This is a genomic window from Polyangiaceae bacterium (genome assembly GCA_020633235.1).
Taxonomy (GTDB): domain Bacteria; phylum Myxococcota_A; class Polyangia; order Polyangiales; family Polyangiaceae; genus JACKEA01.
Genome location: JACKEA010000003.1, coordinates 656,864 through 679,744, shown reverse-complemented (window position 1 = coordinate 679,744; position 22,881 = coordinate 656,864). Strand labels below are relative to the sequence as shown.

25 protein-coding genes are annotated in these 22,881 nt (G+C 67.0%); 13 read left to right on the top strand and 12 right to left on the bottom strand.

Translation table 11 applies throughout. The annotated features are described in order from the left end of the window. Position 1 precedes the first annotated feature (1 nt). The 6 genes from H6717_19870 to H6717_19845 form a co-directional block, all read right to left on the bottom strand. Entirely contained in the window at positions 2-1,303 is a 1,302-nt protein-coding gene (locus H6717_19870) for a hypothetical protein (protein MCB9579297.1), read from the bottom strand. Positions 1,304-1,352: 49 nt separating this feature from the next. Beyond that, complete coding sequence (locus H6717_19865) at positions 1,353-2,075, bottom strand: hypothetical protein (GenBank protein MCB9579296.1); 723 nt, start codon at positions 2,073-2,075, stop codon at positions 1,353-1,355. Next, positions 2,072-2,668, bottom strand: a complete 597-nt coding sequence (locus H6717_19860; protein MCB9579295.1) for an RNA polymerase sigma factor — start codon at positions 2,666-2,668, stop codon at positions 2,072-2,074. The genes H6717_19865 and H6717_19860 overlap by 4 nt, the downstream gene beginning before the upstream one ends. Before the next feature lie 37 nt (positions 2,669-2,705). Next, positions 2,706-3,680 (bottom strand): hypothetical protein, encoded by a 975-nt coding sequence (locus H6717_19855; GenBank protein MCB9579294.1) that lies wholly within the window; start codon positions 3,678-3,680, stop codon positions 2,706-2,708. A gap of 63 nt (positions 3,681-3,743) precedes the next feature. Next, a complete protein-coding gene (locus H6717_19850; protein ID MCB9579293.1) occupies positions 3,744-4,268 on the bottom strand; it encodes a DUF4405 domain-containing protein in 525 nt (174 codons plus the stop codon). Positions 4,269-4,340: 72 nt separating this feature from the next. Beyond that, positions 4,341-4,751 (bottom strand): hypothetical protein, encoded by a 411-nt coding sequence (locus H6717_19845; protein ID MCB9579292.1) that lies wholly within the window; start codon positions 4,749-4,751, stop codon positions 4,341-4,343. Positions 4,752-4,825: 74 nt separating this feature from the next. Here H6717_19845 and H6717_19840 point away from each other — a divergent pair, with 74 nt between their 5' ends. From H6717_19840 to cysK, 3 genes are all read left to right on the top strand, one after another. Continuing rightward, a complete protein-coding gene (locus tag H6717_19840) occupies positions 4,826-5,011 on the top strand; it encodes a hypothetical protein (GenBank protein MCB9579291.1) in 186 nt (61 codons plus the stop codon). Between the two features lie 95 nt (positions 5,012-5,106). Beyond that, a complete protein-coding gene (locus H6717_19835) occupies positions 5,107-5,802 on the top strand; it encodes a YHS domain-containing protein (GenBank protein ID MCB9579290.1) in 696 nt (231 codons plus the stop codon). Between the two features lie 32 nt (positions 5,803-5,834). Further along, positions 5,835-6,830 (top strand): cysteine synthase A, encoded by a 996-nt coding sequence (gene cysK / locus H6717_19830; GenBank protein MCB9579289.1) that lies wholly within the window; start codon positions 5,835-5,837, stop codon positions 6,828-6,830. Between the two features lie 5 nt (positions 6,831-6,835). Here cysK and H6717_19825 read toward each other — a convergent pair whose 3' ends face one another. Continuing rightward, positions 6,836-7,360, bottom strand: coding sequence for a DUF2478 domain-containing protein (locus H6717_19825; protein ID MCB9579288.1), 525 nt, complete (start codon positions 7,358-7,360; stop codon positions 6,836-6,838). 86 nt (positions 7,361-7,446) lie between these two features. Between H6717_19825 and H6717_19820 the strand changes: the two genes are divergently transcribed. After that, on the top strand, positions 7,447-7,920 hold the full coding sequence (locus H6717_19820) for a hypothetical protein (GenBank protein ID MCB9579287.1): 474 nt from the start codon (positions 7,447-7,449) through the stop codon (positions 7,918-7,920). A 34-nt stretch (positions 7,921-7,954) separates the two neighbouring features. Here H6717_19820 and H6717_19815 read toward each other — a convergent pair whose 3' ends face one another. Further along, positions 7,955-9,325 (bottom strand): hypothetical protein, encoded by a 1,371-nt coding sequence (locus tag H6717_19815; protein MCB9579286.1) that lies wholly within the window; start codon positions 9,323-9,325, stop codon positions 7,955-7,957. Positions 9,326-9,591: 266 nt separating this feature from the next. Between H6717_19815 and H6717_19810 the strand changes: the two genes are divergently transcribed. The 4 genes from H6717_19810 to H6717_19795 are packed head-to-tail and all read left to right on the top strand — an operon-like array spanning position 9,592 to position 13,133. Further along, positions 9,592-10,347 (top strand): response regulator transcription factor, encoded by a 756-nt coding sequence (locus H6717_19810; protein MCB9579285.1) that lies wholly within the window; start codon positions 9,592-9,594, stop codon positions 10,345-10,347. 38 nt (positions 10,348-10,385) lie between these two features. Beyond that, on the top strand, positions 10,386-11,780 hold the full coding sequence (locus tag H6717_19805; protein MCB9579284.1) for a decarboxylase: 1,395 nt from the start codon (positions 10,386-10,388) through the stop codon (positions 11,778-11,780). Positions 11,781-11,788: 8 nt separating this feature from the next. Continuing rightward, a complete protein-coding gene (locus H6717_19800) occupies positions 11,789-12,019 on the top strand; it encodes a hypothetical protein (GenBank protein MCB9579283.1) in 231 nt (76 codons plus the stop codon). Positions 12,020-12,023: 4 nt separating this feature from the next. Further along, a complete protein-coding gene (locus H6717_19795; GenBank protein MCB9579282.1) occupies positions 12,024-13,133 on the top strand; it encodes an FIST C-terminal domain-containing protein in 1,110 nt (369 codons plus the stop codon). A 170-nt stretch (positions 13,134-13,303) separates the two neighbouring features. On the opposite strand, the gene H6717_19790 is transcribed toward H6717_19795, so the two are convergent. Next, complete coding sequence (locus tag H6717_19790) at positions 13,304-14,878, bottom strand: NAD(P)-binding domain-containing protein (protein ID MCB9579281.1); 1,575 nt, start codon at positions 14,876-14,878, stop codon at positions 13,304-13,306. A 164-nt stretch (positions 14,879-15,042) separates the two neighbouring features. Next, positions 15,043-17,208, bottom strand: a complete 2,166-nt coding sequence (locus H6717_19785; protein MCB9579280.1) for a hypothetical protein — start codon at positions 17,206-17,208, stop codon at positions 15,043-15,045. Positions 17,209-17,356: 148 nt separating this feature from the next. Between H6717_19785 and H6717_19780 the strand changes: the two genes are divergently transcribed. Together H6717_19780 and H6717_19775 are read left to right on the top strand one after the other, a co-directional pair. Further along, the gene (locus H6717_19780; GenBank protein ID MCB9579279.1) at positions 17,357-18,211 is read left to right on the top strand and encodes a hypothetical protein; all 855 of its coding nucleotides are present in this window, start codon (positions 17,357-17,359) and stop codon (positions 18,209-18,211) included. A 21-nt stretch (positions 18,212-18,232) separates the two neighbouring features. Continuing rightward, the gene (locus H6717_19775; protein ID MCB9579278.1) at positions 18,233-18,991 is read left to right on the top strand and encodes a serine/threonine protein phosphatase; all 759 of its coding nucleotides are present in this window, start codon (positions 18,233-18,235) and stop codon (positions 18,989-18,991) included. 7 nt (positions 18,992-18,998) lie between these two features. Here H6717_19775 and H6717_19770 read toward each other — a convergent pair whose 3' ends face one another. Then, positions 18,999-20,066 carry a hypothetical protein gene (locus H6717_19770; GenBank protein MCB9579277.1) on the bottom strand — a complete coding sequence of 356 codons (1,068 nt, stop codon included), beginning with the start codon at positions 20,064-20,066 and terminating at the stop codon, positions 18,999-19,001. 115 nt (positions 20,067-20,181) lie between these two features. Between H6717_19770 and H6717_19765 the strand changes: the two genes are divergently transcribed. Then, the gene (locus H6717_19765) at positions 20,182-21,057 is read left to right on the top strand and encodes an SUMF1/EgtB/PvdO family nonheme iron enzyme (protein ID MCB9579276.1); all 876 of its coding nucleotides are present in this window, start codon (positions 20,182-20,184) and stop codon (positions 21,055-21,057) included. On the opposite strand, the gene H6717_19760 is transcribed toward H6717_19765, so the two are convergent. After that, the gene (locus tag H6717_19760; protein ID MCB9579275.1) at positions 21,041-21,361 is read right to left on the bottom strand and encodes a hypothetical protein; all 321 of its coding nucleotides are present in this window, start codon (positions 21,359-21,361) and stop codon (positions 21,041-21,043) included. The genes H6717_19765 and H6717_19760 overlap by 17 nt on opposite strands. A 66-nt stretch (positions 21,362-21,427) precedes the next feature. Between H6717_19760 and H6717_19755 the strand changes: the two genes are divergently transcribed. After that, positions 21,428-21,640: a hypothetical protein gene (locus H6717_19755; protein ID MCB9579274.1), complete on the top strand. Its 213-nt coding sequence runs from the start codon at positions 21,428-21,430 to the stop codon at positions 21,638-21,640. Between the two features lie 47 nt (positions 21,641-21,687). After that, positions 21,688-22,875, top strand: a complete 1,188-nt coding sequence (locus H6717_19750; GenBank protein ID MCB9579273.1) for a carbohydrate porin — start codon at positions 21,688-21,690, stop codon at positions 22,873-22,875. Positions 22,876-22,881: the final 6 nt, after the last annotated feature.

Sequence of the window (22,881 nt, the reverse complement as noted above, 5' to 3'; positions counted from 1 at the left end):
CTCACTTCGGTGCGCGCTGCACGAGGTCGGCGAGGTTGCCGGTGCCGAGGGCGAGGAAGAACACGTTCTGGTCGTCGACGTCGAAGTCGCCGAGGGAGAACTTGCTGCCCGACAGATCTACGACGACCTTGGACGCTCCGCCGCTCACGGGAACGGAGCGGATGACGCCGTCGGTCTGGTTGGCGAAGTACGCGGTGGCGCTGCTCACTACCAGGCTGCCCGTGGTTCCCTTGCCGGACCACAGCGTCTGGCTGGGGGTCTGGGCGCCGGCGAAACGCTGCAAGCTCGCGCTCTGATCGTCCTCGTAGCCCAGCACGAGGAGATCGCCGCCGTTCTCCTGCAGGGAAGTGGGATTGGCCGGCAGCGCATCCACCAGCTCCGGCGTCTTGAGAGTTGCGCCGATGGCGATGCGAAGCAGCTGATGCGGCTCGGCCCAATAGACGTAGCCGCCGTGTACGACCATGCTTCGAATGAGACTCGGACTCGTGTCTGCGACCAGCTCCACGTCCCCGCTGCCGTCCTTGTGGACGCGACAAATCCCCTTGTCGAAGAAGAACTGTTCGCACGGGTAATACAGATAGCTGGCGTCCGTGGCGACCATTTCGTCGCCCCCGATCACGTAACTGGCGATGCCCGGTCCCTTCAGATCGACGAAGTCTTCCTCAGGGCCCGACGGCAGCGTGAGCTTGGTGACGCCGGCGCCCTTCCAACCGAGATCGATTTGCGTGTACCAGGCGAACACGCTCGAGCCGTCCACCGTGAAGCTGCGGCCGCTACCATGGATGTAGCCTACCTGCGTGCCATCCGGGAACGGCGCGCCGGTGCCCGATACCCAGGTGTTGTCTTTCGGCTCGCGTAGCAAGAGGCCAATGGCGGTGCCCGGGCTCGTGTCGTCGCCCGTGGTGGACCACAGTACGTCGTTGCCCACGACGTGCACGGCGGAGGGTTTGTACGTGACTCCCACGGTGTCGTAGCCGGTGCCGCCACCACCACTGCCACCCGTTCCGCCGCCGGCCGCGCCCCCGCTACCGCTCGTGCCGCCGCTACCGCTCGAGCCGCCGGTTCCGCCGCCGCCGACGCCGCCGGTTCCGCTGCCGCTTGCGCCGCCGGTTCCGCTGCCGCTCACGCCGCCGGTGCCGCTGCCGCTCACGCCGCCGGTGCCGCTGCCGCTCACGCCGCCGGTGCCGCTGCCGGCTGCGCCCCCAATGCCTGTCGCCCCCTGATCGTTCTTGCCCAGGTCCTGGTCGAGCACGCAGCCCGTGGCCAGCAGCACGGTCAGCGCAGAAAAGATGCAAAGCTTCATGATTCGTTCCTCCGTTCGCCTCAGGTTTGGGCGCACGCGTCGAGATCCGTCACTCTTCGTTCAGGGATTGCTCGACGGCGCCGCGGAGCAGGCTCTTCGGGTACTTCTTGGCGAACTCGGATGCCTGTTGCTCCGCCGCGTCGCGCTTGCCGCTCAGTACCAGGGCTTGCACTCTCAGGCTTTCGCGCTCTTCCGTCAGTCGACCGCCAGGAAACTCGCGAGCATGCGCCCCGAGCGCGGCCAGCGCGTCCCTCGCGTTCTGCTTGGCGAGGGCGGTGCGCGCTCGAGAGATGAGCGCGCGCTCCCGCGCCAGGGATCGATCGCGCGTGGGTGCGGGGTTCAGGGTGGCGCTCCGGTGGGCGCGCTCCACGGGAAGCTCAGCGGGCTCGATGGTGTCATCATGCGTTGGGCTCGGCGCGCTCGTGGGCACGTGCACGACCACCACTCGGGGCGCGCTCTGCTCCACCCGAGCCATTGCCACGGGAGCGCGTGTGCTCATCGCGGCGCCTCCGGAAAGCGCCCCCGCGGCGAAGGCGAGGGCCGCGACGGCCGCGGGTTTTGCCCACAAAACGCCGCTCGCAGGCGGCGGAACCGTGGCTCCGGGCTGCCCGCCGCCACCACCGCCGCCACCGCCGCCACCCGGGGGCAACGACAGCGTGGCGCCCAGGCGCTCGAACAGCCGCGCGCGCGTCGTCGCGTCGGGACCGGGGCGCTGGCGCTCGGCGTCGAGCAGCTCCGCGAGGCGCGGCGGCAAGGGCTCGAGGTCGTTCATGCGTCACCTCCCAGCTCGAGAACGGCGTCCCGAAGCTCTCTGCGTGCAACGCGCAGCCGCGAGTACACGGTGTTCAGCGGAATGCCCAGCTCGCTCGCGATGTCCGGCGCCGAGCAGCCATCGATGTCATGCATGACCAGCACCACCCGACGATCGAGAGCGACGGCGCCGAGGGCGCGAAGCATGAGGTCCCGCGCTTCCAGCTCGGAATGTCGGGGCGCGACGGAGGCCGCGTCCATCGCCGTGTCGTCGCCCACGCGTTCGTAGCGATTGCGCGCCAAGCGTCGATAGTCCGACGCCACCCGATACGCGAAGCCACACAGCCACGGTCGAATCGGGCGGCCCTCGTCGTAGTCGTCCAGGTGCCGATACACGGCAACGAACACGTCGTGGGTGACGTCCTCCAAGTCCCGCGCCGGCACGCCGAGGCGCTCGAGGGTCTTCCACACGTAGCCCACCTCGCGAGTGAAGATCGTCTCGAAGCGAGCGGCGGGCTCGACGCTGGCCAAGGAAGGCGCCACACCCGGCATTTGGGTCGCCGCCGGCGGATCCGTCACGGTCGCCGCAGTTTTGGTGTAACTGCTGGAAATCATTGCCAGGTTTGTTTGCCGCTGCGGCGCGGAACCTGCCTCAGAGCTGGCCACGGAGCCCCACCCCCAGATCACCGCCAAAGGCCGGCGTGGACCACACCTCGCGGTCGTTCAATCGCAGCGTGGTGCGCGTGAGGTTCGTCCTCAGATCCACGAATCCCACCACGCCGAGCGATTCCGTGATGGGAACGTCGGTGCCGCCCCGAACGCCCGCCGCCGCGAACACGGTGGTCGCCTTCGCCGGCCGCGACACGTCTTCGCCGCTGCCCTGCAGCGCGCCGAGGGATCCCACGGCGCACGCGAAGCCCACTCCCACGTGGACGCAAGGCAACAGGCTCGCGAGCATCAACGACGCGCTCGCGCTGCCCTGGGGCTCGCTCTTCTCCGCAGGCAAGTCGGCGCGACCCTCGATGCCGAAGCTCACACTCGGCCAGCGCGCGCCCGCGTAGCCAAAGAAGCCGATCGCTTGTGCTGGTGCCGTACCCGTGGCCAAGAGCGCGCCACCAGCCAGGCTCAGGTGAAGGTTCGACGGCTGCGGCTTCGGCTGCGGAGGGGGCGGCCGGGCCTTCGGCGTTTTGGGTTTCGGCGCGGGTTTCGGCGCCTCGGGTTCCGGCGCAGGTTGCGGCTCGGGCTCGGGCTCCTTCCCGCTGTGCACCGGGTCGATGGCGATGCTCACCGCCAGCGCCAGGGCGGCCATCAGCTCTCGGCAATCGCGCTCCGGGGACGACAGCTCGCGCCGCCCGGCACTGCTGCCCCGGGCGTCGAAGAGCTCGATGGTCGCAGTGAGCTCCGCCGCGCTCGCGCCGATGCGCACGCGGAGCGTCTCGGGAGCATCCGGGGCGAACGGCGCGTAGCCCAGATCCGCGGCGACGGCGTCACTGAGCTCCCGCGCGTCCCCGCACTGGGTCGCGCCCCGCTCGTAGTCGAGCCGCACTCGGCGCGGCTCCGTCGCGAAAGCGCTCACCGAAATGAAAAACGCGCCCAATACGGCGCGTGCAACCAGCGTCGGGCTCATGGATCGAGCCCAACAGTTGCCGCGCGCGGGGCGTTCGTTCACGCCCCGCGCGCGGCGTCGCGGTCACGACCTCGGCGGGGGCGCTACGGCGAGGTCGAGCACTTCCGAAGGCGTGCGTCCCGAAGCGCGGGCCACGTCTGCGACGGTGGGGCGGCCGTCAGGGATCGAGAGCCCTTTGTCCCTGAGACGCGCGACGAGCGCTTCGGAGGTCGTGGACAGCACCGGAGCGAGATCCGCGAGGGCCGCGCTCTCGGCGCTCTTCGCCAAGGCCATGGACCCGCGGCTCGGACGCCGATCACCACTTTCGCTGCGCCCCAACGCGGGCACCAACAGCGCGGCTCCGGCAAGGGTCGTGGCCGCGGCAGCGAGCCAGAAGCCGCGCGTCTTCAAGTATCCGCGGAACGGCTTCCAGTTCCGCGCGACGTGCAGCACGGCGCCCAGCACGAACACGATGCTGAGCCATTCGTGGATGCCCTTCACCAGGCGGTCGCCCAGGTGGAAGAACATCATGATCCCCGTGATGGCGGTCACGAAGAACAGGGCCATGGGCAACGGGGTACCGAGGGTCTTCAGTATCTTCTTGAACATCGTGGATCACCAAGGAGGTGCACCGCCGGACGCGGCGCAGGCGTCCGGCGGTGCGAGGTAGAGGGGAGTGACTCAGGACTTCTTCTGCTTGCCCTTGCCCCCACGCGGGCCCTTCTTGCCTCGGTGACCGATCTTGCCGTCCTTGTGGGCTTGCTGAAGCTCCGCCTTGCTGACCTTGCGATCCTTGTTCGCGTCCGCAACGCTGATGCGCTTCCAGCGCTTGGCGCCGACCTCGGCCTCGGTGAGGAATCCGTCGTTGTTCTTGTCCGCCTTGGCGAAGCGCGCGCCCTTGTTCTTGCCGCGCTGGCCGTGGGCCTTCTTGCCCTGCCGGGCTTCCGTGCGCTCGGCCTTGCCGGCTCCCGGGGCCGCGAACGCCGCGGTCGTGCCCGCCAAGAGGATGCCGAAAGCTGCAGCCAAACCCACGAAAGTCTTGGTCTTCTTGTTCATCTGTGTCTCCTTTTCACTGAGTCCGACGGCGCCCACGGCAGTTCCCCTACGGCAGCGCGTGATTTTTTCGTGCCCCCCCGGCACGGGGGTTGCCCTGGATCTCGGTCGTCATGACCGAGCATTGGAAGAGCATTCAGTGGTTCAGCCTCGCGGTGATCGCTGCAGCGATCGTCGCGCTCATCAGCGGCTGGTACTTCGTGGTCATCGGGCTCTTCTACGCGACCGTGGTCGTCACTTTCGTGGTGGCGACGGAGTGGGCACGAGAGCGTGAAGAGCAGCGAAGGCACGGAGCGTAGGCCGTAAGGCTTGCCGCAGCGCCCAGACGGCACGCAAGGCCTGCCGGCGCGGAGGACTACCTTCACGTGGCGTAACGTGTAGACTCACGGGCGTCGTGCCTTCTTCGACTTCTTCACGCGTCGAGGCGACGTTCTGCTTCGTGGATCTGGCGGGGTACACCGCGCTCACCGAGGCCCAGGGCGACGAAGACGCCGCGGACGTGGCAACCCGCTTCGCGGACATCACGCGAGAGGCGCTCGAGCCCGGGGACCGTCTGGTGAAGACCATCGGCGACGCGGTGCTGGTGACCACGCCGAACGCCGTGTCCGGCGTGTCGTTGGTGGAGCGCCTCCTGACCTACGCCGCCGGTGAGCCCGGGTTCCCCTCGCTGCGCGCCGGCCTCCACCATGGCGACGCCGTGGAGCGTGACGGCGACGTGTTCGGAGCGTGCGTGAACCTGGCGTCGCGGGTCGCGGGCGAGGCCCACGCCGGCGAGGTGCTGGGCACCGAGCCCATCGCTCTGGCGGCGCGCGAGCTCGGCATACCCGTGGCGGAGCTCGGAGCCGTGCTGCTGAAGAACGTACGCGATGCGATCCCGCTCTTTTCCCTGGCGCTGGTCGTGGGCGCTACCGAGACCCCCATCGATCCAGTGTGCCGCACCCCTGTGGATCGCCGCGCCGCCGCGGGCCGACTTCGCTATCGCGGTGAAGAATTCTGGTTCTGTTCGCTGACCTGCGCCGCTGCCTTCGCCAGCAATCCCGGCTGGCACGCCGCCGAGGCCCGCCGCACCCGACCCCCACGACCGGGCTGACCCGCGAGGCATCCTCGGTTACGGTCTCGTCCATGAGCGAGCCCGTCCGCGTCTTCGAAGACAACTCCCAGTCCATCGGCAACACACCGCTGGTGCGCATTCGGCGCATCACCAAAGGCGCCGGCGCCACCGTGCTCGCCAAGATCGAAGGGCGGAACCCCGCCTTCTCGGTGAAGTGCCGCATCGGCGCGGCCATGGTGTGGGACGCCGAGAAGCGCGGCTTGCTCGGTCCCGGCAAGGCCATCATCGAGGCCACCAGCGGCAACACGGGCATCGCCCTCGCCTTCGCCGCCGCCTCGCGCGGTATCGAGTGCGTGCTCACCATGCCGGAGACGATGAGCCTCGAACGGCGCAAGGTGCTGGTCGCCTTCGGTGCCAAGCTGGTGCTCACGCCCGGCCCCGGGGGCATGAAGGGCGCCATCGCCAAGGCCGAAGAAATGGCCGCTGCGGAGCCCGATCGCTTCGTGCTCATGCGCCAGTTCGAGAACCCCGAGAACCCCGGCATCCACGAGCGCACCACGGGCCCCGAGATCTGGGACGCCACCGGGGGCGACGTCGACGTACTGGTCGCGGGCGTCGGCACCGGTGGCACCATCACCGGCGTGAGCCGCTACTTCGAGAAGACCCGCGGCAAGGCCATCCACTCGGTGGCCGTGGAGCCGACGCACTCGCCGGTGATCACGCAGACCCTCGCCGGCGAGGCCATCGTGCCCGGCGGGCACAAGATCCAGGGTATCGGCGCGGGCTTCGTGCCGAAGAACCTCGACCTTTCCATCGTGGACGAGGTCGCCCAGGTGACCAACGACGAGGCCATCGAGATGGCGCGCCGCCTGGCCCGCGAAGAGGGGATCCTGGCCGGGATTTCTTGCGGCGCCGCGATGGCGGCGGCCGTCCGCGTCGCTTCCGCGCCGCGCTGGCAACAAAAGAAAATCGTGGTCGTGCTTCCAGATTCCGGTGAGCGCTACTTGAGCGGAGCCTTGTACGAAGGAATGTTCGACGAGGTCGAAGCCATGAAACCCGCGACGTGACGGTGCTACGCCGTGGTGAGCGCGGCCACCGCGTCGGTGAACTCCCGCACGGCGTCTGCTTCGGCGGGTAGCTCCAGGGCCAGCGCGGGATCCGGGAGTTTCAGGGCGACGGTGGCGAGCGACGTATCGCGAATGCACGCCACCACCACGGGCCCGCGCTCTTCGTTCACCAGCTCCGCGAGCACCGGCCAGTGGCCGCGTTCCGCTGCTTCCAGCTTACCCACGCCGCCGATGAACACGACTTCTGTTGGTTCGCCGCGGGACCACGCGCCGGCGACGGCGAAGCCCTGGTCGTCGAAGCGATACGAGCACAGGTCGGGGTCGCTCGAACGTCGCGCCAGCGGTTTGCGCACGCCGTCGCGCACGCGGCACAGGTCCCATCCTTCGAGCTCGCCGTCGGCGTCGTAGGCGCGGAGCTGAACGAAGCCCCCCACGCGGATGCCACGCGCCGACAGCGCTTCCGCGATGCCCAGAGCGACGCGGTCCTTCTCCAGCTTGCTGCGGCCGACGATGGCGCACCACTGTCCCATGGGCTGGCAAGTATGCCTGCGTTTTGCCATTTGCACTCGTGGAGGGTGCTGTACGCTGCGCCTTCCGAAACGCGGAGGAGGCGACGATGCAGGGATATGGTCAACCAGGGTGGGGACAGCAGGCCGGCGGGCCCGCGGGCTACGGTGCGCCTCCGGCGGCGGCGCCGGGCGGCGGTGGCGGCTACGAGTTCACGTCGGATCAGGACCAGAAGATCGGCAAGCTCGGCACGCTGCTGATGGTCTCCGGTGTGCTGCAGATCCTGTGGGGGCTGGGCCAGGGCGCCACCAGCTGGATCTTCGGGCTCAGCCAGTGGCTCTACAACGCGCCCATCTCCTTGGCGCTGATCATCATCGGCATCATGCTGCTGCTCGCCGGTGGGTCCTTCAAGAAGATCCGCGAGACGCAGGGCAACGACATCGGGCATTTGATGGACGCGGTGAACAAGTTGTCCATGGCCACGATGGTGCAGATCGGCGGCTTCATCCTGGCGATGCTGCTCGGCATCTTGGTGGTGCTGTTGGTCGCGGTGCTGGGCGTCCTCGCCGTCGCGGCGTCCTGAGCCAGCGCAGGCCGCGGAGCGACGGCTCCGCGGCTCAGCGCGCGCCGCGCCCCACGGCGGAGCGCAGCGCGCCGAAGCGTGGATCTTCACGCAGTGCTGCGATGTCTTCGTCGTCGTCGAGCTGCTGCCCGTCGTCGAAGCCGGCCAGCACGGCTTTCTCGAGCCACGCGATGCCTTCGTCCACGCGGCCGAGCCGCGCGAGGGAGCAGGCGGCGTTGTAGGCGTGCACGCCGGTCTTGAAACGCTCGAAGGCCAGGCTCGTCGCTTCCAGGGCAGCCTCGTAGCTTCCGGAATGAAAGAGCTGAGCGCCGATCGTCACGTGCGTTTCGCTGGAGAGCTTGGCGCCACGCTTGGAGAGCAGCATCTTCACCGCCAGGTCCGGGCGCTCTTGTTCGACGTACACGCTCGACAGCACGAGCGCCGGGAAGTCCGTGCTCTCGTTCTGGAATGCTTCTTCCAGGCGGGCGACGCCGTCCGCGACCCGTCCCTCCGCCACCAGCAGGCGCGCCGCCAAGAGCGGGCTCGGCGCGCGTGGCATGCGGGCGCGAGCCCGAAGCGCGGCCTCTTCGTCGCCTTCCTCGATGTGGGCCCAGGCCAGCGCTTCGAGCACGGCGGTGCGGGTCACGGCGTCATCCGGACGGGTGCGCTCCAAGAGCTCGGTGGCCACGCGCACCGCGGACTCCGCCTGCCCTGCGACCAGGTGCAGCCACGCTTGGCGAAGGCCGGCACGGACGTTCGCGTCGACCTCGGGCTCGGCGGGGGCGGTGTTGCCGCCGCTGGACCAAGCGCGCCACGAGATGCTCGCGCACCACAGGGCCAGGAAGCCGATCCACAGCATGCGCGAGTACAGCGCGAACGCCCCGATGAGCACGGCCAAGGCCAGGGAGAGCCCGTGGGCCACACGCCGCCCGCGAGCGCCGGCGATCCAGCCCCCCAGGGATTCCGTCACATGGCCACCGTCCAGCGGCAACATCGGTACCAGGTTCGCAATGCCCCAGCCGACGTTGATCCACAGCGCTTGGCTGACCAAGACGGACGCAAGGGATTCCGGCGCGGGCTCCGCGCTCCCGGCCACGACGAACACGACGGCGCCGAGCAACAGACCCGCTCCGGGTCCTGCCAAGGACACCACGATGTTCTTGCCCGGCGTGACGGGAGGCCCCGGACCCCAATGCGTCAAGCCGCCCAGCCCCCACAGCTCGATGCGCGCGGCCCGTCCGTAGACGCGCATGGCCGTCGCGTGCCCGAGCTCGTGCACCAGGATGGAGACGAACAGCACCCCGATCCATATCGCGAGCTCCGCCAGCTCCCGTCGCCCGGTGCCGCCTGGCAGACCGAGCATGAGGGCGACCAGCCAGAAGATGGGCTGCACGTGAACCGGAATGCCGAACAGCGTGAATCGCACGGAGTCAGCATAGCCCGCCCCCGCTCGGGCGCCGCGGCTATCACAATGCCCAGAAATTGACAATCACCCCAGGGGATGACCTGCAAAATTGCAGCGACAGGCCTGGTCGCAGGAAAGCACCCCACCTGGCCCGGAATCCAGGTGCAAACTCGATCAGTTGAGTGGGCTTGGGCTAAACTCTTTATCAAACGAAAACGCGGCGTTCGTTCTCGTCCGGTGGAACGCCGCGAGCGAACCCCTTCGGACCAGGAAACTCGAGACGCTAGGTGCTTGGACGGTTCTTGATAGTGGATCCCGACGTCAAGACGGCCGAGCTGGTGGCCGAATCTTGCCGGGCGTTCCGTGTCACCGAGGTCGCTGCCGATTTCGAGGCAGCGACGGCCGTGCTGGAGTCCCCCAAGCGCTTGGTCGCCCTGATCTGCGAGCTGGAGCTGCCGGGGGGAAACGGCATGGACCTCATCCTCCGGGTCCGCAAGGAGCGGCCCTTGCTCCCCATCCTGGTGCTCACCTCCCGCACGGATCCCGCCTTGATCAACCGGGCGCACCGGCTCCGGGCGGAGTACCACTGCAAGCCGACTCATCGCTCGTCCCTGCGAGGGTTCTTGCGGCGAGCCGTCGCCTTCGAGCGCGTCCCGGACGAACGCACCACCTGGGCCATCGACGAGGTAGCGCGGCGGAAGAAGCTCAGTCCGCGTGAGGTCGAGGTGCTGATTGCCGCCGTCGCCGGCGTGAGTCGCAAGGTGCTGGCGGACGAGCTGGGCACCAGTGAGAACACCCTGAAGACCCAAATCCGCAGCGTGCTCCGCAAGTGCAGCGCGGGCACTCTGGAAGAGCTAGCGCGCTCCACGTTGCAGCTGGCGCTGTCCGAGTCCGACACCCCCCGCTTCGATACCTTGCCCCCGGAGTCGGAGCACCGCGGTCCCCCGACGATTCGCCCCTCCGCGCGCTCGTCGGGCACGCGCGATCGTCTCACGCCCAGTCCTGAAGAGCTGGAGGAATTCCGAAAGCGGATGCAGCGGTGACGGCGGGCGGGGGGCCGCTCGAGCCCGACGCGAACGGCATGCGTGCGTTGCTGGCGAACGTCAGCGAACGCATCGTGCGCGAGCTCGAGGCACTGCCGGCCCAGCGCGCTTCCGATACCGAGGGCGGGCAAGCCGTCGCGCTCAAGGTTCGCGAGCCGCTTCCGGAGCAGGGCCGAAACGCCGACGACGTGTTCGACCTCGTGTTCGGCGAGCTGCTGTCGAAGGGCTACAACACGGCCAGCGCCGGGACGCTCTCCTACGTCACCGGCGGCGGGTTATTTCATTCGGCCGTGGGCGAGCTGATCGCTGCGGCCACCAATCGCTACGTGGCGTACTGGGCGGCGAGCCCGGGGTTGGCGGAGCTCGAGCACACCGTCATCCGTTGGTTCTGCGACATCGTCGACTATCCCGAGAGTGCGGGCGGAGTGCTGCTCTCCGGGGGATCGATGGCGAACCTCACGGCCCTGGTGGCCGCGCGGCGCAGCCGCATCAAGGGCGACTTCAGCAAGGCCACGCTGTACACCTCCGATCAGGTGCACCACTCCGTGCAGAAGTCCGTCGTGATCGCGGGCTTCGCCGAAGACGCGCTTCGGATCTTGCCGTCGGACGCCAGCTACCGTCTGTCGCCAACGCTGCTGTCGGAAGCCGTCGAACGCGATCGCCGCGACGGTCGCGTTCCGCTCGCCGTCGTCGCGACGGCGGGCACGACCAACTCCGGAGCCGTCGACGACCTCTCGGCCCTGGCCGCTGTCTGCAAAGAGCAGGACCTCTGGCTCCACGTGGATGCCGCCTACGGAGGATTTTTCGCGCTGACAGAACGCGGGCGCGCTGTGCTCGCCGGCATCGAGCTGGCAGACACCGTCGTTCTCGATCCTCACAAGAGCTTGTTCCTTCCTTTCGGAACCGGCTGCTTGTTGGCCAAGGACGTGCGCCTGCTGGAACGCAGTCACCAGCTCCACTCCGAGTACATCCACGCCGCGGTGGAGCTGGGAGACGCAGCCGGCGCCCGCAATTTCGGGGACTTGTCCGCGGAAATGTCACGCAGCGCCCGCGGGCTCAGGGTTTGGTTGCCGATGAAGCTCCTCGGGGCCCAGGCCTTCCGAGACGCGCTCGACGAGAAGCTCGACTTGGCGCGTCATGCTGCGCGCGAGCTCGAACAAATGGAGGGCTACGACGTCTTGGGTCCGCCCGTGCTCTCCACCGTGGTATTCCGTGCGCGCCTGCCCGGCCAGAGTGGCTCGGAGCAGGACGATCTGAATCGGAGGATTCTCGATCGGGTGAACCACTGGGGCCGGGTTCACCTGTCGGCTACACGTCTCGACGAACGCTTCACGCTGCGCATCTGCGTGCTCTCGTTCCGAACCCATCGAGACACCATAGCCACCTGCTTGGCGGAACTGCGGCGGGCCCTGGCCGTAGAACGGGAGGTTTGATGTCACCAATGACCCGAGGGCAAGCGTCCAGGCTCACCAGCATACGCAGTGCGTTGCTGCAAGAGCTGGCGGGCAACGACGCGCGACTGCATTTCATCAACACTCGGCTGATTCTGACTGTGGGTGTGGACTTGAGCGACATTCGAGGCATCGACGACGATGACGCCAACAAGGTCGAGCTCACGGTGAGCACCCTGCACAAGATGGGCTTCCTGAAAGATTGGGGGAGCAATGGCTGAGGTAGTGAGAGCACACAGCGCAGAGGCCGACACGGCTGCTGCTCTGGCCGAAATCGAATCACAGCTCGCGGGGACGGATCCCGCGGCGCTGGTCTTCTTCTGCTCCGCCAACCACGATGGCGTTCGCATCGAGCGCGCGCTCAAGGCCAAGGCACCCAACGCCGAGGTCATCGGTTGCACCACCGGAGGGGAGTTCACCGACACCGCCTACACCCAAGGCGGCGTTGCGGTGGTCGTCCTGTCCAAGGCCAAGGTCAAGCGCTGCGCCGCTACGCTGGCGGACTACTCGTCCACTGGTGTGGAAGCAGCGGTTCACCAGGCTGCGGGCGTGATGGCGCAGAAGCTCGGCGTGAAGTTGCGCGACATCGACCCGGAGCACTGGGTCGGGCTGGTCTTGAACGAGGGGCTCAAGGGGCACGAAGAAGAAGTCAACGCGGTCCTCGGCCACGTGGCGCCCTTCCTGTCGTTCCTCGGCGGCTCCGCCGGCGACAACTTCAAGCTGCAAGAAACCCGAGTCTTCCATGACGGCCGGGAGTCCAACGACGGTTCCGTGTTCCTGCTCTTGGAGCTCTCGGTCCCGTACACCATCGTGAAGACCTGCAGCCTCGAGCCCACCGACACCAAGATGCGGATCGACCGCACCGAGGGGCGCGTGGTCTACGAGATCGACGGCAAGCCCGCCGTCGCCGCGTACGCGGAAAAGGTGGGCGTCAAGCCGGAGGATCTCGGGCACATGGTCTTCATGTCGAACCCCCTCGGCGTCATCGTCGACGGCGAGCCCTGGGTCCGCAGCCCCATCATGGTCACGCCTGATGGTGGCTTGATGTTCGGCTGTCAGATCATCGAGGGCTCGGAGCTGTCGCTCCTTCGGGCGACGGACTTGGTCAGCGACACCCAGCGTGCTCTGGACCAGGCCTCCGAGAAGCTCGGCACCACGCCGAGCGTCGGCATCCTGTTCAACTGCGCGCACCGCTGCATGGAGATTCAAGCCAAGCAGCTGGAAGAACCGTTCCGGAAGGCCATCGCAGGCTTCCCCGTCGCGGGCTTCCACAGCTACGGCGAGAGCTATCTGGCTCACATGAACCAGACGCTCATCGGTCTCTTGCTCGGTTGAGCTCGGACAGCCGGTCACGGCCGCGGGTCGTGACCGGCCGCCGACCAAAACGGCCCCCGCCGCAGGGGCCGTTTCTTTGTGGGGGGGACGTTACCGCGCTGCCCCGACAAGACCCTGCCCCAGCAGCGCTTGGGGAGTCTGCCTTTGTTGGAGCGGCGCGATGCCCGTCGCTATTCGGCGGCGCCTTCGGCGATGGCTTGCGGCGCGCCGCCGTCGCCCAGCTCGCGCTCGAAGTAGCGCTCGAGCGGGTTCACGTGAACGGCGTCGGACCAGTCGGCGGCGATGTCTTCCATCGCGTGGTGCGTGGACAGCAGCTTGCCCCGGCGCCAGCGGCGAACCACCGGATGCAGCGCCTCGCTCTCCGGTGCCAAGTCCGCGGCGTCGCGGTGGGGCCGCTCGAAGTCGAAGGGGTCTGCGGCGTTGGGTCCGAACTCCAGCGTGACGGTGAAGTAGGACGCCCCGTGGGCGGGGTCCGTCTCGTGGATCCAGTCCATGGGCAGCTCCTCCAACCGGCGCACCTCCGAGCCCGTGCCCACGATGGCATCGGCCAAAAAGCCCGGCATTTGCCACAGTCCGCTGGACGTGTTCACGCGCCGGATGGTCGCCTCCGTGAGCGCCTTGGCGTTCCGGTGGATCGCGATCGAGGGTAGCGGCACGCCGTAGTGTCGCTCCTCCATCAGGTGAAACAGGGTGCGCACGTTGTAGCGGAACCCGTGAATGAACGCGCTCATGCAGCGCTTGAAATCCCTGGACTGCATCAGCGCGCCGGCGAAGTACAGGTTCGGCACGTTGGCCGACTCCCAACTGTTGGTGAGCTTCGGGAAACGGTCGTTGACGCACAGCTCGGGCCGCGCGGAGTCATCGAAGGCGCTGCCGTCGAAGCGGAAGCCGGTGCACAAGAGCACGTGGTCGTACTCGAATTCTTCCGTTTCTCCGGGCGCGTGCACGTAGTCGAAGAGCACCCGCACCTTGTCTCCGGAGCGGGTCATGCGCACCACGTTGGCGTCGATCACCACGTTTTGCGACTTGAGCCGGTAGGTATCCAGGAAGTGATTGTTGATGGCGCGTAGATCTCCGACGAAGCGCGTCTTCCACGCCAGCTTCAGGGGATGCGGGCTCGCCAAGTGGATGACGGCGGCGCTGCCCACCAGGTGATTGGCGGTCTCGAAGGCGGAGTTGCCCTTGCCCACGATCAGGATGCGCTTACCGCGGTACCGCTTCCGATCCGTGCTCATGCTGGTGTACGGCTCGCCCAGCTCGATGCCCTCGATGGCCGGCAGGTAGGGCTTGTGGACGCCCGTCGCCATCACCAGCCGGCGCGTCCGAAACTGACGCCCCTGGTCGTCGGTCACCTGGAAATCGTCCCCCACCTTGGCGATGCGATTCACGCTGGTGCCGGTCTCGATCCGGAGCTGGTTGTCCCTGACGAAGTCGTCGAGGTAGCGCACCAGATCGTCCGCCGCGGGGAAGTAGTCGTCGCTGTAGCGCGAGAGCCGCGCGCTGGGATCGTCGCTCAACAGCGAGTTCCAATCCCACCGCATGTTCTTCTCGGGATCGTCGTACCCCGTGTACACCTTGTTGATGGAGATGAGCATGCGGTGCCGGGGAAAGCTCTTGAAGAAGGCCCCTGGCGACTCGCGCTCGAGAACGAGGTAATCGCGCTCTCGCTTGGACAGGAAGTAGGCAAGTTGCAGGCCGGCCGGTCCGGCGCCGACAATCAGCGTCTCGACGTTGCGTTCGTTCATTTCACTCCCCAATCGGACAATGACTGCCGTCCGTCATGTGCTCAATCACCCTCTCGGGTGATGCCACCCGCACCCACATTTCGACGACGGTTCTAGCCGGGCCCAAGGCGCGGCGACATGTTTGAACGTCCGCGTGACGGCTGCGCAACCTGCTTCGCAGTGATTCAGTCGTCGCAGCTCGGGAGCACCGAAAAGCTCGCTGGGAAGCCTTCGGTTATCAGCGTCTCCGCCTGGATGTCCTGGCGATGCCAGAAGCAGGCGAGGTGCGTCTGACGCAAATAGCCCCACTCGTAGATGGTGGGATTCTGGTAGGCGTCCACCAACTGCGAGAGGGGGAAGCGATAGCCCGTCTCACGGCGAGCGATCACCGTTTCCGCCTGTTTCGTGATGTCTTTCGCCTTCGCCAGCAGGTCCAGGCTGGTGCTGCCGCCGCGCGCGGAGTCGATCACGGCGCGGTAGAGCCCGAGCGTGTGCTCGGCCCGCAGCCGATCGATCACGAAGCCGTCGCTGAGCTCGTCACACCAGGGCTTTACGACGTCGTCCGCAGTCTTGCAGCGGGCGACGACGGACTTCTCCAGGGGGCGGAGCTTGTCGACGTACTTGGCCAGCTCTCCGATCACGTTCGTCTCGAAGGTGGCGAGCTCGCCTTCGTCCATCGCGGTGACTTTCTCGAAGTCCACCCGGCGCGGATGGCTCTCGTAGCCGGCGATGAAACCCAGATCCAGGACGTTGTCCTCTCCGGACACGTAACCGACCAAGCGCTTGTCGAACAGGTACTCGTTCTGCAGCTCCGTCAGCTTGGAGAGATCCGTGCGGAGCTCGGAGCCGCAGGCGCCGAAGCTCGAGGTGTAGTGACCGAGGAAGCTCTCGTAGTCCGCCTCCGGATCCCACTGCATTTTGGCGGCGAGATAGTCCGTCAACCAGTAGTTCCACTCCTTGCCGGAGCTGAACATCACGTGGCCATCCAGCTCCGGCAGGCCTTGCTCGCGGATGTCCTTGTGGAGCGAGCTGATGTCCAACCAGCGCGCGTAGATGTACTCCGGCAAAAACTGCGGCACGTCCACGTCCGCCGCGATCCAATACGCGGATTCGGGGAAGTAGCGCACTTTTCGCTTGGGCAGCTGCTCCATGAGGTAGTCGCGCTGCAAAAAGAAGTTGTCGTGCTTGTAGGTGCCCCAGTCGCGGTACAGGTCGAAGAAGAACACCGTGTGCACGCTGCTGCCCAGCTTGCCGTCGGTGTAGCCCGCCAGGTGATAGAAGAAGGTCTTCTTGCCCTGGTAGTCCAGCCACAGGTTCGGATAGTTGCCGACGTGGATCTGGGCGGAGAGCTCCACGTTCGGTGCCTTGCCGTTCACGTAGCTGGTGGCGTGGTTCAGCCAGCTGATGACGTCCGCCGGGTTCGCGCCGATGAACTCACCGAGGGCCAGCTCCACCACGTCCCAGCTCACGCCCAGGAGCTGATCCAGCTTGGCTTCCAGATCCGCCTGCCAGGTCGCGTCGCTCTGGATCAGCACGTAGTTGTTCTGCAGCGAAGACTCCGCGAACATCTGCACCACGGCGCCGATCTTGACGCCCCGGGAGTGGGCGTAGTCCGCGATGGCCTGGGCGTGGGGCGCGAAGTCCGTCCAGGGCACGGTGTCCATCAGCGGCCACTGGATGAGGTTCTGTCCGGTCTTGACCAACCAATCGATGTACTGCTTGGCGTCCGCCAGGTGCTCGGCGCTCGGCTCGTTCAGCACACTCATCATCTCGATGGGGTGCAGGGTGTGCTCTTGGATGCCGCGGGTGGGCCAGGCAGGCTTTTCCGTCACGTCCAGCGTCTTCGGCAGCCGCACGCCGCCAAGGCTTGGAATCAACTCGGCTTTCGGGTGAAAGAAGCGCGCCCCCAGCCGCTCCAGAAATCCGTAGGTGGCATAGGCAAGATTGGTCTCGTCGGCGGCGTATACGGTCACGCTCTGGTCGCTGCGCCGAAGGACGTAGCCATCCGTGAGCGTCACTCCCAGGGAATCCCGCGCCGAGTCCGAGGTCGTGATCCAGATGGACACCGCCTTCGACCCGTCCGGAGCCCCGGAGCTCACCGTGATCGAGTCGAGCCCCCACAGCGCGGGGAGGTACTTTTCGAGATCCGAACGCAAGACATCCACTCCGGCGCTCGCCGGGGCATCCAGATAGACGCCCACGTCTTCGGCGGCGACCTCGTCCATGTCCGCGGCGACGTCCGCGGCGTGACAGGCCGCGGGCGCCGACGTCGACGGTCCGTCGGAGTCCCCGCACCCGGGGACGGAGAGCAGCGCCAGCGCCAGGAGTGGGACGAGAGCAGACCAACGCATGCCGAGAGCATAGCCCAATAGTGTCGGTTCGGCGCGGAACCTCCGTGACCGGCGTCGCGGGCTTCAATGGCGAACAGCGTGGACGTCCCAGAGGCCAGCGCGCCGGACCAACAAGCCAACAGTCATCATTTGAGACCAGGAGATTCTGATGTACGCACGCGACATGCTGTCACGCCGCAACGTGCTCGGGCTCGGGGCGCTGTCCCTGCTGACCTCGGCCTGCGAGGCCATCGGTTTGAAGGCGACGGTGGTCACCACCAAGACCGTGAATGGCAAGACGACCACGCGGGTCCGTGAAGCCAAGAACTGGGACGAGTTCGAGGCGGCGATGGGCGAAGTGGCGACGGACTTCAGCGATTTCGCCAAGCAGGTGGGCGCCACCACGGCGGAGCTAGCGAAGAAGCTGGTGGACGTCCCGCCGCAGGGGCAGGTGCAGCTGGGCCAACTGGCGTCGTCGCTCAAGCCGTACGAGGGCGACGTGCGTTACGATTACTTGAAGGTCGCGCGCATGAACCCCGACGCCGCTTACGACTTCAAGTACGTGCAGATCGGCATGCCCGAGTACGACAACTTCTTCCGGGCCTCGGCGGAAATGTACGCGACGGCGTACCAGCTGATGGAGACCGGGCGTCACGTGTTCTTGGCCCAGAGCAAGGTGAAGGGACAGGACGCGCCCTCCGACGTGGAGAACGGCGATCGCAAGATCAAGAAGAGCGAGGTTGCCTCCGCGCTGTCGGAGATCGAGTCCACGACGGGAGATCAGGCAGCCGAGGGCGTGGAGAAGCTCAAGACCTTGTGGCTCTCGACGGCGGAGCTCGGCGTGCAGCTCGCGGCCAAGACGGCGGAGACGGTGCAGACCGGCGTGGCGCTGGTGGCCAGCGCGCCGACGCAGATCTTGAACCCGAAGCTCCTGCTGCACCTCAAGCTCATCGTCAAAGGTCTGGACGAGAGCGTGAGCATGGTGAAGGACACCGGAAAGCTGCTGGGCGAGATCGTCGGCTAGCCGTGGTAGTCTCGCCCATTCGTGGCGGGACGGACGATTGCGATTGGAGACATTCACGGCGAGCTGATGCAGCTCCGCACGGTGATGTCCAAGCTGCCCAAGCTGGATCGCGACGACACCATCGTATTTCTGGGCGACTACATCGACCGCGGTCCCCACAGCAAACAGGTGGTGGAGTACGTCCGCTACCTACCCAAGATGATCTCGGCGAAGGTGGTGGCACTTCGTGGCAACCACGAGGACGCCTGGCTCTACGTGCGACGAAAGGGCTGGCCGGAGTTCGTGCGGCCTCCGATCCACGGCTGCCTGGCGGCGTATCGCTCGTTCATCAATGCCCCGGTGCCCGAGCAGCTCCAGGAGCCCATCGACGCAGAGCGTGCCGCGTTCGAGAGCGGGCGATTCTTCCCGACGCGCATCGTGCGCTGGATGGAGCAGCTGCCCTACTGGTACGAGGATCAGCACGCCATCTACGTACACGCAGGCCTGCCCAAAGGTTCGGACGGACGCTTCTTGCATCCGAGCGAGCTTCCGAACCCGCCGGTGCAGGTCTTGTGGCTCCGGGACGAGGACTTCTTTCGTAACTATCGTGGCAAGCGCGTGGTGTTCGGTCACACGCGCACGGATCTGTTGCCGCCGGAGCTCTCCAATTTCACACCGGACGATCCGAAGGATCTTTGGGCCTACGAGAACGTGGTGGGCATCGACACGGGCTGCGGGCGCGGTGGGTTCTTGACGGCGGTGGAGCTGCCGAGCATGCGGGTGTACGAATCGCGGGGCTGAGCGCCGGTCAGTCGCAGCGGTGGTTGCGCTCGCGTTCGGTCACGCTGACGGGCGAGACCTCGTACAGATCTTTCTCGTCCTTGTCGTTGCTAGCGCGGTGGGAAAAACGGGCGAGCTCGCACATCGTCTTCACGCGATCCGCGCGCAGCCAATCCTGGAAGCCGGTGCCGGACTGGTACAGGAACTCGTAGTAGTCGCCATTGTAGGGCTTGGTGCGGAGCACGATGGAGCGGTCGTCGAAGGGCAGCCCGAGGACGTTGTCCTTGTAGTGTCCGGTGTCGAACTCGAAGTAGTCCTCGGCGTTTGACAGATACAGGGTACGGAGCGGGATCTTCGTGTCTCGGGAGAAGGCTGCGACGTCCGCCAGCGCAACACTCTGGGTGAGGTCCCCGCGCACCGGGTGGACACGGCCCGCGGCCCACAAGCGCTTGATCCAGTCGAACTGCTCCTGGCTCGACATGAAGCTGTCGACGTCTCGCTTGCCGTGACGCTTTCTCAGACGCTCGAGGCGTTGCTTGACGTCGGCGCGGGCCTCGGAGAACGAACGAAGCTTCTTCCGCTGCTCTTTGGGGTCGCTCCAGCGCTCCTCGATGAGCTTCTTCACTTCCCCCTGGCGGCGGAAGGTCCACAGATCCACGAGCTCTGCGGGGGTGTCGGCGTGCTCGAACAGCAGACCGTAGACCCAGTGGAGATCGACGATCCATTGGTCGAAGTCGAGGGGGACGAGGAGCGTGGCCTTCGACCAGCCGGCGTACAGATAGAGCTGATCCGTGCCGACGCCCACGAGCATGCCGCCGCGGTTGCGCAGCACGTCTCGCCAGAGCCAGTGCTGGTTTTCGTTGGAGACGAAGTAGTGCTTCATGCGCGTGATGGCGCGCGGTGGGGGATCGGCCCGCAACGCGCCCAAGCGGGCCGCGGCGTCGGCGGGGAGGGGCGCGAGCGGATCGCTGGGCTCGGCGGGGGAACGTCGGCAGTCGGGGGCGCGGGGGGCGGGGCCGTGGGGGCGGCGGCTCTGGGTGGGGGCGAGGAAGGAGCGGCAGCCGGCGGCGCGGGTGGCGCCGACGAGCAGGCCCACAGGAGCCCTGAGACGATCACGAGCTTTCGCACCCAGGGATCGTCCGACACTCGGCGAATTCGGGCAAAAAAGCGCCCAATCTCGGCATGCACGGTAAGCTCTCGGCGGCATGCGGATGACATGGAGCGGGCTGGGCGCCCTGGCGCTGTTCGTCCTCGGGGCGACGGCGTTGGCCGAAGGTCCCGAGGCAAAGGCGCGGCATGTGGATCCCTGCTCTCAGGCGCCGAAAGGCATGGCCTGCATCCCCGGAGGCTCGTTCTTGCGGGGCACGGACAAGGGCTTCAAGGCCACGCGGCCGCAGGCCAGCGTGTGGCTCGACACCTTCTACATGGACGTGACGGAGGTCACGGTGGAGGCCTTCGACGCCTGCGTCGCGGAGAAGAAGTGCAAGCCCGCGCGTACGGTGTACGAGGACTTCAGTCGTCCGCGGCAGCCAAAGGTCGGCGTGAGTTGGTTCGATGCCGTGGCCTTTTGCGAGGCGCGCGGCAAACACTTGCCCACCGAGGCGGAGTGGGAGAAGGCCGCGCGGGGCACGGACGGCCGGGCCTACCCCTGGGGTGACGAGAAGGCGACCTGCGAGCGCGCCGTGATCAAGGACAAGCGCGGCCGCAGCTGCGGCGTGAAGAAGAAGGGGATGGGCCGAGACAAGGGCCGCACCTTCGTGGTGGGTACCCGCGCTGCGAATCAGTTTGGCCTGTTCGACATGAGCGGCAACGCCTGGGAGTGGGTCTACGACTGGTACTCCAACAGCTACGCGCGCTGCGGCGAGGCGTGCACGAAGGACAATCCCCGCGGGCCCTGCGATGGCGCGGAGAAGTGCCCGGGTCACTTCGAGCGCGTGGTGCGCGGGGGCTCTTGGTACTGGGAGGCCCAGTACGCGACCACCACGTATCGCCGGGCGCACCACCCGCACAACAAGCCGTACCACCACTACGGCTTCCGCTGCGCCGCGAGCGTGGCGGAGGCGAAGGCGCTCAGCTCGAAAGGCTGACGGCGGCTTCTTCCCGCAGGCGGACGCCGAGGGCGCGGTGAGGCTCCTCGCGATCGCGCTCGACCGTCAGCTCCCCGGAGCCCGCGCCGGAGCGCACCTGGACTTGGAGGACTCGATCGTCGCCGGACCAGGGGATCACGCACAGGCCGTCGGCGACGATGGGCGTTGCCCGGAAAGGCCGCCCTGACGGCAGCCACTGGCCCTCGAGATCGACCCGCTTCACCGGACGCCCGTGGGCGTCGGAGACCCGGAGGGCGAAGGGGAGAGCGGGGGCCGGACGGAACCAACGGCGCCAGTTCACCATCGGAAAGGTTGGTAGCAGGAGGCGGCTGTTTCGTTCAAGGATGGGCGCCCGCGGCCGTCCTAGGAGATGATGCGTGCCATCGGCATAGGGCTGGTCCTGGCTTTCCTGGGAGGGCATGCGGAAAGCGGCGTCCAGCGCTGCAACACCCGTTGCCAGCGCCAGCAGACCGACTGCGTGCTGGCCTGCGATGGGGATTTGGAATGTGCCGGGCGCTGTGACGACGCGGCTCAATCGTGCGTGGAGGCCTGCTTGAAGCCGCCGCCGCCGCCCAAGAGCTGACTCTTTTTCCTCAAGTTGCTCCGGGCTGCGCCGCTCTTTGGGGTGGAGTGCAGCACTATCTCCACAATCGCCTGCTGCTTTCGACCTTGATGCCCTTGGTGGGCCTGGCCGCGCCCCGCATGGCCCGGGCGCAGTCGATTCCGCCGCTCAGGCAGTCCATGCCCCCAAAGCGGGAGGACGGCTATCTGGAGGGCTCCTACCTCACCGCCACCTGGGGTGGGGCGCGCTCGTGGCTGGAGGAGCATGGGGTCGACATTCAGGGCAGCTACACGGCGGACGCCTTCGCCCGGGTCGCTGGCGGGCCGGACACGGATCGACCGTACTCCTACCTGGGGAGCAGCGATGCTTCTGTGGACGTCGACACTGGCGCGTTGGGCGCGTGGCAGGGCGGGACGCTCGAGCTGCGCTTCAAAGAGCTGCACGGCGAAGGCGTTACGGAAGAGCACCTGGGGGGCCTCCAACCCGTGAGCAATCTGGAAGCCGACCGCTACGTCACCTTGGCGGAGTACTGGTATCGGCAAGAGCTCGGAGTGCTGGCGTTGAAGGTGGGGCGACAGGAGGCGAACGTCGACTTTGCCGCCAGCGACTACGCCGGAACCCTGCTCAACGCCTCCTTCGGCGTGTTTCCCACGCTGGAGCTGTCGACCTACCCGGACTGGGCCCTGGGAGCGGCCGCCTTCGCGACCCCCGTCGAGCCGCTCACGCTGCAGGTGGGCGTGTTCGATGGTGAACCGGACGGGAAGAAGCCGCTGGGCGGCACGCGAGTGTTCAGTGCCGACACCGAGCGCCTCTACGTGGGCGAGCTCCAGCTGCACTCCGAACCCATCTTCGCGGGGCTCCCGGGAACGCTGCGGCTCGGCGGATTCCGCCATGGCGAGAGCTATGGCGGTTACGCCATCTTGGACCATGAGGTCTGGGATTCCGTGGGCGTGTTCTTGCAGCTGGGCGTTGCGCCCCAGGACCAAAATGAGACGTGGCTCTATTCGGGCGCGGGCATCGCCGTCACGGGGCTCTTGCCGAGTCGCGGGGACGACGTGCTGTCCCTGGGGGTCGCGCGGGTCCAGGTGTCCCCGGAGGTTCGGGACGCCGAGACGGTCGTCGAGCTCGACTACGAAGCGTTGGTGACGGGCTTCTTCAGCGTGAAGCCGTCGCTGCAGTACATCGACAACCCCGGCGGGCAGCGGCAGATACCATCAGCGCTGGTGACCGGCCTGCGCGCGGTGATTACACTCTAGGAGCCC